Genomic DNA, 15,276 nt, shown 5'->3' with positions numbered 1-15,276 from the left:
GCTGTTTTTTGATCAGTGCGTGTGGGTGTGAATGGAAACTTGATTCGACGATTCTACCTCAAAATGCTTTGCAAAGTGTTGCGCAAATTTACAATTTATCCATTAGAATTATTGGCTTAGCAAAACAATCTAAGCTATTATCGAGCTAAATGCGGCACTCCGGGTTATAGGAGGTTGAACGCTGTTTTGTTACCTCAGCCGGTATATGATGTGGCTGGAGTTGCAGGGATTTTGTTTGCTACGCTCCGTAAAAGCAAACCTGTTTATATGAATTGATCACAGAGAGCGTCGAAATATGAAGAGTGTTTTACAAAAAATGGTATCGCCTCTGGCAAAAGTATTATTGCTTTCGCTTGCTAGTTTGTTGGTTATTTCCTGTGGCGGAGGCCCTGGAGGTGGTGGAGTTTCCGGTGGCGATAGTGATCAGTTAATCGTAGCTTATGACAGTGCAACATCAAGAGACCTTGTTTTAAAAGGGCAAGGAGGCTTAGAGGTTTCCGAGATAACCTTTACCGTTAAAGACCTATCTGGAGCGAACAAGCGTGGTGCCGCGGTTGTTTTTTCGTTGAGCACAGACGTTGGAGGGATAACCCTAGCTTCTTATACTGCGAGAACAGGGTCTGATGGAAAGGTAACCGCCGTATTAAACAGTGGTTCTGTAAGTACATCCGTGCGGGTTAGTGCGACCGTAGGAGCTGTGACAGCAACGTCCGAGGACATTTCCATTTCCAGCAGTTCTCTGGTTGCTGGTCGTATGTCGTTTAGTTTGATTCTGGATGAGAATACCGGGGTAGATGGAAACGGTAACCTTGTGGTTTACAAAGCTGGTGCTTTAGATGGTATCTCAGCAAAACTGCAGGTGATTGCGACGGATAGATTTGGTAATGCGGTAACAGATGGAATCCGAGTGAGTTTTTGGTCGCCAGAAACTGGTCGGGTAGAAGACTTCTGTGATCTTGAAGATGGTGTTTGTCAGGTTCAATGGACCAGTGCAGCATTGGCGGGTCAAACTACGGCTAACTTTGTTAATACTGTCATTGCTTTTGGTTCAGGCGCTGAAGAATATACCGATGTAAATGGTAATAACTTGTATGATGACGGCGAGGCTTTTGTCGACTTGCCGGAAGTTTTTGTTGATACCAATGAAAATGATGCATATGACGCTGGTGAACCATTTATTGATGCCGATGGTGACCAAGTGTACGACGCGGTGGGTGATGGCACTTGGAATGGCCCTGCAGCGGGTGACTATACTAATATTTGGTCATCACTGACATTCACTTTGGTTGCCGAAGAGAAGCCCGCGGCGGCGAAACCTTCAGTTTCCGCTCCGTAATTAATTTTCGTAAGAATCCACATCTATTGACCAGCGTGTTCTCTTGGCGAGAGCATTCTGGTCAATTTCTTTTAACAATTCCGTTAATAATCTACTTTTGGTTTCGTGACTCAGGGTTTTTATCTGAAGGTAATAACGAAATCGATCATTTACTTTCTCTATGGGCGCAGGTATCGGGCCAAGGTAGTTGAGCTTTTGAGATGGCGGCGCAATAGCCATTGCTCGTGTTCTAACGAACTCTAAAAGCTCAATCGCATTTTCCGCACGTTTTGATTCCGCTTTAATCGTGGTCAGGTTCCATATAGGTGGTAGATGGTTATGGCTACGTTCTTCGATTAGCTTGCGAGCAAACCGGTGGTAGCCTTTGGTTAACAGCTCTTTAAACGTGGGGTGATCGGGGCTGTGGCTTTGAATAATAACCTCCCCTTGTTCGTTCTCTCGCCCTGCCCGTCCAGCGACCTGCACAATTTGTTGGGCGAGTCTTTCTGTACTGCGAAAATCTGCACTGAATAATCCCTGATCTGCATCCGCTATCACAACCAGGGTTAGCTTGCTGAGATGGTGACCTTTTGCCAGCATCTGAGTACCAACCAATATACAGGGTTTGCCCTCGTTTACTTTTGCAAGAATGACACTGAATCCCTTTACTGTTTGTGTCGTATCTCTGTCAACACGAAATACCGGTATTCGGGGGAACGTTTCTTTCAATGCTTCTTCGAGTTGTTCGGTTCCCAGTCCCGAATGAACCAGGGATGGGGAGTGGCAGCTTGGGCATGTATGGGGGACCCGGCATTGAAAATCACAGTGATGGCAATGTAAGTGGAACGGGGTTTGGTGAAGGGTTAACTTGGCGTCACAGGATCTGCAGCTGGCTGTCCAGCCGCACTGGTGGCATAGCAAGCTGGGGGCATATCCCCGACGATTTAAAAAAACCAAAACTTGGTTTGCGTTGTTCAAGTGTTTTTGCACAGCTTCGAGCGTTTGGCTTGATAGGCCACCAGTAAGCTGTTGTCCTCTTAAATCTGCGAGTTGTATTTTTGGCGGCTTGGCTTCCCCTGCTCGTTTGGTTAAGCGTAGTAGCTCATATTTACCTTGAATTGCGTTGTGTAGGGTTTCGAGAGAGGGCGTGGCGCTGCCAAGTATGATGGGGATGTTATTTTTGTTTGCCCGGACAATGGCAAGATCTCGTGCCGAGTATCTAAACCCATCTTGCTGTTTGTAGGATAGGTCGTGTTCTTCATCGACAATAATGAGGCCGAGATCTTTAAATGGTGTCATTGTCGCCAGGCGGGTGCCAATAATTACCTGAGCATTGCCTTCTCGGGCTGCCTGCCAAGCTTGGGCGCGCTTTAAGTCGCTTATGTTTGAGTGAAGCACTTCAATGCTGCCAGAAAAGCGGCGACGAAAGCGGCTGACGGTTTGAGTTGATAGTCCTATTTCTGGAATCAGTACGAGCACTTGCTTGTCTGCGCGAAGACACCTTTCTGTTGCTTGAAGAAATACTTCTGTCTTGCCGCTTCCGGTGGCTCCTTCAAGGACATAGGTACAGTAGTGGTGGAATCGTATCTGTAATAGAGCGGCTTCTTGTTCGTTGGTGAGTGGCAGTGGTGGCTCGTTCAATATTTTTTTGTCTGACGAGGTTGGTGCCGTAATCAGGTGTGTTTCCTGGATAATGTGTTTTTCTAGCAGTGTATTGATGATGCTGTGGGATATACCTTGTTCTTTGAGTTCCTGAGCTGATGCTTGATGGTTTTGCAGAAGATATGTGACGAGTTGTTGCTGTTTTTTCGCTCGTTTTAAAGCGTTCTCTGAAAGTCCTTTACCTTCTTGTGTCAGTTGGTAGCCAGTTATAACCGGTATATGTAACCCTTCCCGAAAGCGTTTCGGTAGTGCCGTATTGAGAACTTCACCTAAAGCATGGTGGTAGTACTTGGCTCCCCATAGACACAAATCCAAAAGCTCTGGAGGGATGCAGGGTGTTTCATCAAGTATTTCCTCTGCTTCTTTAAGTTTGCTCAGCTCGTATTCGCTGGTATCGGAGATGCTAGTGATAATGCCAACTAGTGTTTGGCTACCAAACTTTACTCGTACCCGGCAGCCTATACATGTTGATGTGTGGCCCTGCTTGGGAGCGAAGTAGTCAAATGTTCGGCGCAAGGGGACTGGCAGGGCGACGTTGAGAATGGTGGGGGGATTACTCATTAAACAAAAGCAGCCTGTCGGAAAACGAGGGCCAATTCTATCGGAAATGGGTGGGGTTCAGCGAATCTATCTTTTTGGCTTGCCTATCGGAGAAATTCTGGTACCATTCGCAGCCTTATTTTTCGCCTAGAAGACTAAGAAGTCGGTATATTACTGAGCTGTACCGTGCTTGACCAAGCTTAAGTGGCGGTGCACATAGAAGAAGAGGCATGTTATGCAACAAGATATTCAACCGAATTACGGTGAAATGACTGCAACTTGTAGTTGCGGTAACGTGATTAAAACACGTTCAACTTTGGCAAAAGACATTCATTTGGATGTTTGCTCCGCTTGTCATCCATTCTACACTGGTAAGCAAAAGGTTGTTGATAGTGGTGGTCGTATTGATCGATTCAACAAGCGTTTTGCGGGCAAACTTAGCTCCAAATAAAAAAACCGGCGTAAGCCGGTTTTTTTATGCCTGGATTTTTTGATTCTAGAGTAAATTTTTGAAGCCTCAGGGATTAACTGAGGCTTTTTTTGCGTTAAGTTAATTAAACAGTTCTTCCGTTAGAGCCTCTTCGTCCTCGTAGGGAGAATAGCTTTCGGAGTTGGCCGCAGCTTCCGATTGTTCGGGCACATTTTCTTCTCTGAATATCTCAAAGATTGCATCCGGGTCGTCAGCTCTGGCTCGCTTTCCTGTTTCCGGGTCAATTTTTACCGTGACGATACCTTCTGGTTGTAGACGTTTAGTTTCTGGTACGTCCTTTAGTGCGACTTTCATAAAGTCTATCCATATTGGGAGCGCTGCTGAGCCTCCGTATTCTCGAAGCCCAAGAAGTGAATTCTGGTCGAATCCTACCCATGTGGTGGTTACAATTTGTCCTCCATAGCCGGAGAACCAAGCGTCAATGGGACCATTGGTTGTTCCTGTTTTTCCTGCCAAGTCTCGCCTGCCAATCACTTTTGCCTTAACGCCAGTTCCTCTTTGGATAACGTCTTTGAGCATGGAGTCAATGATGTATGCCACTCTGTCATTAATTACTTTGGGGGCCTGGGGGTAGTCTTGCGGTTCAAGTATGTCCAGTAGAACCTTGGTATCAATATCAAATTCAAATGCGTCTTCATCAAATTCGATGCTGAAGAACTCTACATCAGTTTGTTCTGTATCGTCCGCCAGTTCTGGTGTTTCGATCTGATCTGGCTCTTCTTCGCATGTTTTGCATACGGTCTGTGGTAAGGCCTCGAATAGTGAATTACCTTCAAAATCAATAATTCGCTCAATAAAATAGGGCTCTACCTGGTATCCGCCATTGGCAAGAACAGCATATCCCCTGGCGACTTCTAACGGGGTCAGAGAGTGGCTGCCGAGAGCTAATGATAGGTCTCTAGGCATTTCGCTGGTGTCAAAACCAAGCTGATTAAGTTGGCGAATAGTTTGTCCTATTCCGACACTTTGCATGACTTTGATGGAAACCAGGTTTCTTGAGCGGTAAAGGGCTTCTCTGAGTCGGGTTGGACCATAAAATTTTCTCGACGAGTTAACTGGCCGCCAGGTTCCTTCCAGCTGCTCATCATTTACCACTATCGGAGCGTCATTGATTATGGTGGCTGCTGTGAGGCCGCTTTCTAGGGCGCTGGTATAGATAAAAGGTTTGAAGTTTGAGCCGGGTTGACGTTTTGCCTGAATAGCTCGATTGAAGTGACTTTGCTTAAAGTCGAACCCGCCAACAAGAGAGAGTAATGCCCCATTTTTGGGGGATAGAGATACAAGTGCTGCTTGGGCGTCAGGCACTTGTCTTAGGTACCATCTATCTCTGGGTTGCTCCTCTGCCTCTTGGTTAACTGAGGCCCTTTCTTTTAGCTCAAGCCGGACTATATCGCCAATTTGCAGAACATCTGAGGCATTTTGGGGTTTTGGGCCCAGGACATTTTCTGTCTGAAATCGTCGTGCTTGAGCGATACCGTCTTCCCAGGCCAGTTCTACTTCGGTTCCGTTTCCTAGTAAGGTTTTGGCGTTTTTTTCACCTACGGATGTGACTACGGCTGCTTCAAGCCCTCCGTATTCCGGGATGCTTTCAACGTTTTCCAGCCATTGCTGTATTTGCAATTCTTGCTCGTCTTGCGGAAGGGTATTAAATGTACTGGCTTCTTCCGCCGTTAATAACTGTTGCTCTGGACCTCGGTAACCATGGCGTTCATCGTAAGTAAGAAGTCCCTTGATTACGGCTTCTTGAGCTGTATTTTGCAATGTGCTTTTTATCGTTGTATAGACTCGATAGCCTTCTGTATAAGCGGTAAGGCCAAATTGTTCTACCACTTTCTTGCGGGCCATCTCAGCGACATATGGTGCGTTGACTTCAAGATTTTTTGAATGGTACTTGGCCGTCACCGGCTCATTGATGGCTTGTTGGTAGGTATTTTCATCTATGTAATCCAGTTTGAGCATTCTTTTCAAAATCCAGTTGCGTCTTTCTATGGCCCTGACTGGATTGGCTATTGGATTTTGTGTGGATGGACCCTGCGGTAAGCCAGCAATCATGGCTAACTGGGCTAGACTTAATTCACTAAGTGGTTTGCCGTAGTATACGTGGGCTGCTGCCTCAATCCCGTAGGCTCGCTTACCAAGAAATATGACGTTGACATAAAGTTCAAGAATTTCTTCTTTTGTGAGCTCCTGCTCAATTTTGAGTGCCAGCAAAATTTCGTTGAATTTCCTGGCAAAGGTTTTTCTACGAGAGAGGAAGAAATTCCTTGCAACTTGCATGGTGATCGTACTTCCGCCCTGGCCGCGGCGACCAGTTGTGATCAGTTGTGTTGTTGCACGTAATAAGCCTTTTATCGATACGCCGTTATGCGAATAGAACTGGGCGTCCTCTGCTGAAAGTAATGCATGGATATATTGCTCGGGAATATCTGCGTATTTAACCGGAATTCTACGCTTTTCGCCGAATTCCCCCATAAGTTTACCATCTGCTGAGTATATTCTCAGAGGGGTTTGTAGTCTGACTTCTTTAAGTGTTTCCACGTCGGGAAGTTGGGGGCTCAGGTATAGGTACATGCCTGCCAGAATGCTTGTGGCCCCGCCAATTCCGGCGATAAGGAACCAAGATATAACTATCAAGTGGACTTTTTTTATTTTCATTTCGAATAAGAATGTTGTTAGTAAGGGGCTATTTGTAAATTAGTGGTGATTATAAGACCTTTTTCACACTTTACCTATGTGCTCTGTTGTTGCAGGTTATACTTAAAGTGCTATAACATAAACATAAGCTAAGTAGCGGAAATAGATAGAAAAATGGGTATTCTCGAACTCTTCAGCCAAAAACAAAAGCCCGTTTTGGGGTTAGATGTTAGCTCTACATCGGTCAAGCTTTTGGAATTTAGTCGCCAGGGCGATAGCTTTCGGGTGGAGAACTACGCCGTTCGTCCGCTGCCCGATAACTCCGTCGTTGAGAAGAATATTAACGATGTAGAAGCTGTGGCGCAGGTCATTAAAGCCGTTGTGCAATCTACCAGAACCAAAATTAAGGATGCCGCTGTCGCAGTGGCTGGATCCTCGGTTATCACGAAAGTTATTGAGATGCCGGGGGACCTTAATGAGGATGCGATGGAGCTTCAAATCTCCCTTGAGGCGGATCAATACATTCCATATCCTTTGGAAGAGGTTGCGATTGACTTCGATATTCTGGGGCCTTCTGAAAAAAATCCGGAGAATGTGAATGTTCTGTTGGCGGCCTGTCGTCGGGAGAATGTGGACATTCGTTCTACGGTTCTTGAGCTGGCTGATTTGCATCCGAAAGTAGTGGATGTTGAGGCCTATACCATGGAAAGGGCGTTTGGCTTAATCCGTGAGCAGCTGGAGGATCAGGAAGAGCAAGTAGTTGCTATCGTAGATATCGGTGCGACCATGACCACTCTCAGTGTGCTGGTAGACGGAAAAACCGTTTATACACGAGAACAATTGTTTGGTGGTCGTCAATTAACTGAAGAAATTCAGCGACGTTATGGTTTATCTGCCGAAGAAGCTGGCTTGGCAAAAAAACAAGGTGGTTTGCCGGACGATTATGAGCCAGAGGTACTTGAGCCTTTTAAAGATGCCGTTGTGCAGCAGGTAACTCGCTCCTTACAGTTTTTCTTTTCTTCTAGTCAGTACAATGATGTTGACCATATCCTTCTAGCCGGAGGCGTTGCTTCGTTATCTGGATTGGCGAACCTGATTGAGGAGAAGCTGGGAACAAGCGTTTCTGTAGCGGACCCCTTTGCCAATATGTCAGTCTCTTCCAAAGTGAATGCTGCAAATTTGGCGAATGATGCTCCTTCACTCATGATTGCAGCAGGTTTAGCATTAAGGAGCTTTGATTAAATGGCTCAAATTAACTTATTACCCTGGCGTGAAGAGTTTCGCCAGGAGAAGAAAAATGAATTTATCAAACAGCTTGCGGGCGTTGCTGTGCTTGGCGGCTTGATGTGTTACCTGTGGGTTATGTCTATGAATAACTCCATAACGGATCAGCAGCAGCGGAATAGCATTTTGCAAAATGAGATTAATCAACTTAATCAGCAGGTTAAGGAAATTAACGAGCTTAAAAAGCGAAGAAAAGAGTTGTTGGATCGGATGAAGGTAATTCAGGATCTTGAAGGTAAACGATCTATCATAGTTCACTACTTTGATGAGTTTGTAAAAGCCGTTCCCGATGGTATCTATATTACTTCCCTGAAAAAAACAGACAACATGTTGTTTATTGAGGGTGTTAGTGAATCTAACACTCGGGTATCTGCATTTATGCGTCGGCTTAACGACTCTTCGTGGTTTTCCGATCCTAACCTGAACTCTGTTGTTTCTGCTCCCAAAAAAGGAGATCAAGCAGGTACTTTTGTGATGCAGTTAAAAACAGTTCTTCCTGATACAGGAGAGAAAAATGGATCTTAATCAGTATATTGAGCAGCTGCAGAACTTTGATGTTAATAATATCGAATGGGAAAGAGTTGGTGTATGGCCACTGCCTGCAAGAATTTTCCTGTTTGTTTTGACCGTAGCTGCGTTGTTGGTTGGGACCTATTTCTTAACGATTAAAGATAAGAAAATGCAACTGCAGGGGGTTCAGACACAAGAGCAGACTTTGCGTCGTTCGTTTGAAACAAAAGCCTTTGAGGCCGCTAATTTGGATCGCTACCGGCAGCAAATGGTTGAAATGGAGGAGTCTTTTGGTGCGCTTGTTTCTCGTCTTCCGAGCGATACAGAGGTTCCTGGTTTGCTTGAGGATATTGATGATAAAGGCGTAGAAAGTCGTCTGGTCATCGAAAGCATAGATCTCCAGCCTGAGGTTTCAACGGAGTTTCATATTGAGCTTCCTATAAAAATTAAAGTAACCGGTGGTTATCATGAGTTTGCCACGTTTATTAGTGGTGTAGCGGGGATGCCTAGGATTGTGACGCTTCATAATTTTGAAATTAAAAGCTCAAAGAGTAGTGGTAATCAGGAAATGGATGTTTTGGCAAAAACCTACCGCTATAAGAATCAGGAGTAATCGCAGATGAAGTTTCAAGCTAAGGTTTTTCTGATTTTTTTACTGGTTATTCTCACTTCATGTTCGCGTAGCGACCACTCTGATTTACGCGCATATATTGATGAAGTAAAACGTAGACCTGCAGGCGCAATAGATCCTATTCCGACTTTTGTTCCATACGAGGCATTCGTATATAGTTCTGCATCATTACGTAGTCCTTTTGATCCTCCTGTTGATGTTCAGCGTCGTCAAATTGTGAATTCTGGTAAAAACATTAAGCCGGATTTCAACCGGGAAAAAGAGTATTTGGAGAGCTTTGATTTAAATTCTCTTTCTATGGTTGGCTCCATCATTAAGCGCGGAGTATTGTGGGCGCTGTTAAAGGATGGTGCAGGCGGTGTTCATCGCGTGAAAAAAGGCAATTATGTGGGCAAAAACCACGGAAAAATAGTTGCAACAGCAGAAAGCCAAATTGAAATTACCGAAATTGTTTCTGATGGTTTAAGTGGTTGGGTCGAGCGGCCTAGAGTGATAGTGTTATCTGATCAGGATTAAAAAAATGAAGCTAGTTATAAGCAGACTTTTAGCCGTATTTGCGCTTTCTTCCGTAGCGCTGGCATCTCAATCACAAACTTTGAATGATATTGCTTTCTCGGAGTTGCCTGGAGAAAGGGCCGAGTTGCGGATGACGTTTGACTCCACTCCACCATCTCCGAAAGGGTATGCGATTGATCAGCCCGCGAGAATCGTGCTTGATTTTCAGGGTGTTGAAAATGGGCTGCCGAAGAAAAAGTATCCTATGTCTGTTGGTGCAGTATCCAGTGCCGTAGTTTTGGCAGGTGGAAATCGTACTCGGGTGATTGTGAATCTGGATTCATCCGTACCTTATGCTTCTTCGATTGAAGGAAATACGTTGGTTGTGGTTATTGGCGCCGAAACTGCGGGTTCATCTACAGTTGCTCATTCGGGAGTTCAATCCGTTCAGGCTCAAGGCCCTGTTATCCAGTCCACACCAATTCACGCCGGCCCATCTTCATCAAGTATTTCCAAGGTTGATTTTCGCAGAGGAGAGTTGGGTGAAGGTAAGGTCATCGTTTCCTTGACTAATCCTAACGTCAATATCGATGTAGAAGAGGTTTCTGGAGGTATAGAGGTTAAATTTGTTGACACAGAGCTACCAACTGAGCTTCGTCGTAAACTTGATGTTGTGGATTTCGCTACGCCTGTGAAAATGCTCGGAGCAAAAGCAACCAGCGAAGGCAGTTTGTTAACAATCGAAGCTACTGGCGATTACGATTACTTGGCCTACCAGGCTGATTCTGAATACGTTGTCAGTATCAAACCATTGACCCAACGTGAGATTGAAGAGAAAAAGAAAAAGTTTGCCTATACCGGTGAACGCTTGTCGTTGAATTTTCAGGATATTCAAGTGCGTTCTGTTCTGCAGTTAATAGCAGATTTTACGGAGCTGAACTTGGTGGCGAGCGATACTGTCAGCGGTAGTATCACTTTGCGTCTGGATAACGTTCCCTGGGATCAGGCGTTGGATATTGTTTTGAAGTCCAAGGGCTTGGATAAGCGCCAAGTGGGTAATGTATTGATGGTGGCGCCTGCAGCAGAGATCGCTGAGCGGGAGCGCCAGGAAATTGAGACGCAGAAGCAGCTTCAAGAGCTTGCTCCTTTGCGAACTGAATATATCCGTATTCGTTATGCTAATGCGAAAGAGCTATTCAGTTTGTTTTCTGATGCTGGCGGTAACGCTGGATCGGGAAGTAACGGAACAGGGCAAAGTACGACGGGTAGCATATTATCTGATCGTGGCCAGGCGATTGTTGATGAGCGTACAAACTCAATTATCTTGACTGATACCGAGGAAAAAATTAACGAATTTAAAGAATTGGTTGATCGAATAGATATTCCCGTTCGACAGGTTATGATCGAGGCGCGTATCGTTATTGCGAACACCGATTTTAGAAAAGAGCTGGGTGTTCGAATTTCTGGTGATGCTGCAGAAACCTCCCGGTCTGGCGATCGACTCTATGAGTTCACTGGTCGTCAGGAAGGTCTGCTTAACGATTCTGGCGTAGGTGGTCCCGCGCAGTTATTCGTTGACTCCGATGGTGACGGTGTTTCGGATGGTAAGAGAAACCTAGTCAATTCCAGATTGGTTGATTTGGGGGTATTTAATCCAACAGGTGCGTTCTCCTGGAACATTATTGGTTCAAACTTCCTTTTAGGAATGGAATTATCAGCTTTACAAAACTCTGGGTTTGCAGAGATTGTTTCTCAGCCGAAGGTGATTACAGGTGATAAGCAACTAGCAACAATTGAATCTGGTACGCAAATTCCTTATCAGGAAGAATCCGCAAGTGGTGGTACCACAACAGCATTTAAGGATGCAGTGCTCAAGTTGGAAGTAACACCACAAATTACTCCCGATAATAGAGTAATTATGGATCTTGTCATTAATCAGGATTCTGTAAGTGCGATTTCTTCTGCGAACATCCCGGTTATTGATGTGACTAAATTGGAAACTCAGGTTTTGGTTTCTGATGGTGAGACAGTTGTGCTTGGTGGAATTTACCAGACAGAAACTATTCAAGGTCAGGAGAAAGTGCCTTTGTTAGGAGATATTCCTGTTCTTGGTCGATTGTTTAGAAAAGATATTCAATCCGAAGATAAAAAAGAATTACTCTTGTTTGTCACGCCAAAGATCATGTCATCTAGCTTTGTTGAATAATTTGTGAGTAGTAGTCTTGTTCTTATCGGCCCCATGGGGGCCGGTAAATCCACTATTGGTAAGATGTTATCCTCTCGTTTAGGATATACCTTTTTTGATACCGACCATATTATCGAGGATAGAACCGGGGCAGATATTCCCTGGATCTTTGATGTGGAGGGCGAGAGCGGATTTCGTGATAGGGAATCTGCAGTGTTGGAAGAAATACTGCAGGAATCAAATTCAGTTATTGCAACTGGTGGGGGTATTATTGTCCGCGAGAAAAACCTAAAGCTTTTGCAAAATTTTTCTCCGGTGTTTTACTTATCTGCGACAGTGGACCAGTTGGTAGAGCGCACCCATAAAGATAAAAAGCGCCCCCTTCTTCAAGTGGATGATCCCAAGTCAAAAATACAGGAACTCTATGCCGCTAGAGATCCTCTTTATCGTAAGGTTGCTGACCATATCGTGACGACGGATAGCCGTGGCCCGAAACATGTGGTTCAGACTATTATGAATTTGCTCTAGAATAGCTCGCATTATTTTTTGATATAAAGGCGTATCTCACCATGCGAAAGCTTGAAGTCGATCTAGGCGATCGAAGTTATCCAATTTTTATAGCTTCTGGTCTGTTGGCAGATCCAGATAAGTTGGTGCCTTATATCTATGGCGCACAGGTCATGATTGTTACCAATGAAACGGTTGCGCCATTGTATCTTGAGCAAGTTAAGTCCTCTCTAAAAGGTTTTTCCAAGATTGACGCCGTCGTGTTGCCGGATGGTGAAGAGTACAAAACGCTGGAAGTGCTGAGTCAGATTTATACCGCGTTGCTTGAATCTCGGCATAACCGAAAAACAACCATTATTGCTCTTGGTGGTGGGGTGATTGGTGATATGTCGGGGTATGCCGCTGCCTCTTATCAGAGGGGAGTGGATTTCATTCAAATCCCAACAACCTTGCTTTCTCAGGTTGATTCTTCCGTTGGTGGTAAGACAGGGGTTAATCACCCGCTGGGTAAGAACATGATAGGTGCATTCCATCAGCCGAATGCTGTAATTATTGATATTGACGCATTAAAAACCTTGCCTGCTCGGGAGCTTTCCGCAGGGCTGGCCGAGGTGATTAAGTATGGTTTGATAGCCGACGCAGAATTCTTTGTCTGGTTGGAAGAAAATATGTCCAGGTTGTTGGCGTTGGATGAGAAGGCCCTGGCCTACGCCATCGAGGTTTCCTGCGCAACCAAAGCCAAAGTTGTCGCGCAAGATGAAAAAGAGTCGGGTATTCGGGCAATACTTAATCTGGGGCACACATTTGGCCATGCGATAGAGGCCCATCAAGGCTATGGGCGATGGTTGCATGGCGAAGCTGTCGGAGCCGGTATGGTTATGGCTTGTGATTTGTCAGCAAGACAAGGCTGGATTTCCTACGAACTGTATTATCGGGCGAGGAAGCTGATTCAGGCTGCTAATTTGCCGGTTGAAGCACCAGGAAATATGACTCCTGAGGTTTTTATGGAGTATATGGCTGTAGACAAAAAAGTGCTTAACGGCGGCTTGCGTCTGGTGTTACTTAAAGGCTTGGGCGACGCAGTTGTTACTGAGGGGTTTGAGCGAGAACTCTTACTTGAAACGCTTAAGGGTGAACCTCTGAAATAATGTAATTGTTGGCTATTGCCATTGGAGGGGGGGATGAACGATACATATAGCGCACTCGCTCCTTATGTCGCGACTCCAGAGCGTCAGGGGTTATTAAATCAACTTATTCACCTTGCGCAATTTGGTGATAGTCTTTCCGTTGTGCAGGGTGTCTCGGGTGCAGGTAAAACTGTCATCGCCCATCAACTGTCGTCCATGTTGCGAGAGCAAATGGGAGACCTTCCTTCCGTACATTTAGTGAGTCTAGACAAGGATGACGAAGAGGATATCCGGTCTTCGTTATTCAAGATCGCAACGGTGTTTGGTTTACCTATAGCAAGTGCTGGTAATAAAACTGCGGGGGAGCTACTTAGCGAGATTAGGCACTATTGCCAGGCGTTAATTGCCGAGCAAAAGCTTTCCATCTTAATTGTTGATAATGCTCAATCGCTTGCAAAGGATGCTTTGGGAGCATTGCTGAGTTTATTGCAAGGTAACCAAAACACCGGATTTGGCTTGCATCTGATTTTTTTCTCGCGTCCGGGGTTTATTCAGGAAATAGATGACCTGCAACTGCATGATGTCTCTGCGTATGATTTTGATGTGCCAAATATTTCTTCCTCCGAGCTGGATGAGTTCCTTTCCGTGGTATTTGCTCAAGAAGATTTTTCCGACGAGTTTGTTAAAAGTATATGGGCTCAGTCCAAAGGTAATCCTGGCACTATCATTAGTCTGATTGGCAAATCGATTGAGGTTAAAGAGCCGCCTGAGGTTCGAAAACCGATGATGAATACCCGCGGTTTACCTGTGGCCCATATTGTTGCTCTCTCCTTGTTATTAGGCGTTCTTATCTGGGCTCTTATTGCTCGCGATTCCGGGGAAGAAGCTGTGTCTATCGTCGTTGATAGTGGGATAGATAAAAAGACGCAAAAAGTTGAATTGCCAGAACAGACCGATGAAGTGGAGGTTGCTGCAGGGGCTGAAAATGATTATTCCGCATTAGAGGGTGCTTCTCCATTTGCCCCTGATGATTCTGTCGTCGAAACAGCGGTCTCTGATAAGAGTGACGAACTAGTTGAAAATGGTGGTTACGAAAACGATGCGGTACTTGATGTTGACTTGAACGAAAGTGAGTTCGGGGTAGGTGAGTCAGAAGTAGAAGATGAGGCTGAAAGTGTGAACTTTTCGCAAAGTTCTGGTTTAAATCCAGCCGTTATTTCTGTCGACGACGAGATTGATGAAATTTCAATTGCTGCAGGAGTTGAGGAGATTGATGAGCAGCCTTCAAAAGAGGAGCAGGTCAAGGAAGGTGCTCAAGAGTTGAGAGAATCCGAGGAAGTATCCAGCTCGCTGTTCGACGAATCTCAAGATAAGGCTCTTAGTAGCGATGCGAGCTATTTAATGGATCAGCCTCCAACTTACTATACGCTTCAGGTATTGGCCGCAAGCAAAAAAGAATCCTTACAAGACTACATTGCCAAGCAACCCAATAAGAAGGATCTTTACCTCTATGAGGGGGTAAGAGAAGGGAAGAGTTGGTACGTTGTGGTTTGTGGTGTGTATCCCAGCAGCAAAGAAGCTCAAAAAGCCAGAGATCGACTTCCTGCGGAGCAGAAAAAAGCCGGTCCCTGGCCGAGATCTCTGAAATCAATTCAGCAGGAGATCGCTGCAAATAGCAGCAAATAGACGTATTTTAATCAAATCTATCAATATTTAATCAGCGTCAAAGTGTTTTTCCTTGCCATTATGAGGGTGAGCAGTTAACATTCTGCGCCCATTTAAGCGTCGGCCCCAAATTATGGGGCTTTTTTGTCTTGAAGAATGCAGTGCGAGTGGGTCAGGAAATAGCAAAAAGCTTCCCTCCACCCCTATCGCCTACCCTGTTTTTAACGACTT

Annotated in this window: 12 protein-coding genes; 10 read left to right on the top strand and 2 right to left on the bottom strand. The window is 45.1% G+C overall.

Annotated elements, in window-relative coordinates; all coding sequences use genetic code 11:
• Positions 1–295: 295 nt before the first annotated feature.
• Positions 296–1,336 (top strand): hypothetical protein, encoded by a 1,041-nt coding sequence (locus P5V12_RS14595; protein ID WP_316953817.1) that lies wholly within the window; start codon positions 296–298, stop codon positions 1,334–1,336.
• On the opposite strand, the gene P5V12_RS14590 is transcribed toward P5V12_RS14595, so the two are convergent.
• Positions 1,337–3,538: a primosomal protein N' gene (locus tag P5V12_RS14590; protein WP_316953816.1), complete on the bottom strand. Its 2,202-nt coding sequence runs from the start codon at positions 3,536–3,538 to the stop codon at positions 1,337–1,339.
• 214 nt (positions 3,539–3,752) lie between these two features.
• Between P5V12_RS14590 and rpmE the strand changes: the two genes are divergently transcribed.
• On the top strand, positions 3,753–3,968 hold the full coding sequence (gene rpmE, locus P5V12_RS14585; RefSeq protein ID WP_316953815.1) for a 50S ribosomal protein L31: 216 nt from the start codon (positions 3,753–3,755) through the stop codon (positions 3,966–3,968).
• Positions 3,969–4,067: 99 nt separating this feature from the next.
• Here the strand turns inward: rpmE and P5V12_RS14580 are convergent, their stop codons facing one another.
• Positions 4,068–6,641: a penicillin-binding protein 1A gene (locus P5V12_RS14580; protein WP_316953814.1), complete on the bottom strand. Its 2,574-nt coding sequence runs from the start codon at positions 6,639–6,641 to the stop codon at positions 4,068–4,070.
• 174 nt (positions 6,642–6,815) lie between these two features.
• On the opposite strand from P5V12_RS14580, the gene P5V12_RS14575 reads away from it, so the two are divergent.
• From P5V12_RS14575 to P5V12_RS14540, 8 genes are read left to right on the top strand one after another with little or no spacing between them, the layout of a single operon-like run.
• Positions 6,816–7,883 (top strand): pilus assembly protein PilM, encoded by a 1,068-nt coding sequence (locus P5V12_RS14575; protein WP_316953813.1) that lies wholly within the window; start codon positions 6,816–6,818, stop codon positions 7,881–7,883.
• Positions 7,884–8,450, top strand: a complete 567-nt coding sequence (locus P5V12_RS14570) for a PilN domain-containing protein (protein WP_316953812.1) — start codon at positions 7,884–7,886, stop codon at positions 8,448–8,450.
• Positions 8,440–9,048, top strand: a complete 609-nt coding sequence (locus P5V12_RS14565) for a type 4a pilus biogenesis protein PilO (RefSeq protein WP_316953811.1) — start codon at positions 8,440–8,442, stop codon at positions 9,046–9,048. The genes P5V12_RS14570 and P5V12_RS14565 overlap by 11 nt, the downstream gene beginning before the upstream one ends.
• Before the next feature lie 6 nt (positions 9,049–9,054).
• On the top strand, positions 9,055–9,582 hold the full coding sequence (locus P5V12_RS14560) for a pilus assembly protein PilP (protein ID WP_316953810.1): 528 nt from the start codon (positions 9,055–9,057) through the stop codon (positions 9,580–9,582).
• Positions 9,583–9,586: 4 nt separating this feature from the next.
• Positions 9,587–11,767, top strand: coding sequence for a type IV pilus secretin PilQ (gene pilQ, locus P5V12_RS14555; RefSeq protein WP_316953809.1), 2,181 nt, complete (start codon positions 9,587–9,589; stop codon positions 11,765–11,767).
• A gap of 3 nt (positions 11,768–11,770) precedes the next feature.
• Positions 11,771–12,274: a shikimate kinase gene (locus P5V12_RS14550; protein ID WP_316953808.1), complete on the top strand. Its 504-nt coding sequence runs from the start codon at positions 11,771–11,773 to the stop codon at positions 12,272–12,274.
• Positions 12,275–12,315: 41 nt separating this feature from the next.
• A complete protein-coding gene (gene aroB, locus P5V12_RS14545; protein WP_316953807.1) occupies positions 12,316–13,401 on the top strand; it encodes a 3-dehydroquinate synthase in 1,086 nt (361 codons plus the stop codon).
• A 33-nt stretch (positions 13,402–13,434) separates the two neighbouring features.
• Positions 13,435–15,066 carry an AAA family ATPase gene (locus P5V12_RS14540; RefSeq protein ID WP_316953806.1) on the top strand — a complete coding sequence of 544 codons (1,632 nt, stop codon included), beginning with the start codon at positions 13,435–13,437 and terminating at the stop codon, positions 15,064–15,066.
• The last annotated feature ends 210 nt before the right edge of the window (positions 15,067–15,276 follow it).

Origin of the sequence: Teredinibacter sp. KSP-S5-2 (assembly GCF_032773895.1) — a bacterium.
Lineage (GTDB): Bacteria > Pseudomonadota > Gammaproteobacteria > Pseudomonadales > Cellvibrionaceae.
Note: the sequence above shows the minus strand (reverse complement) of the source record. Positions and strands in the feature narration are given on the sequence as shown.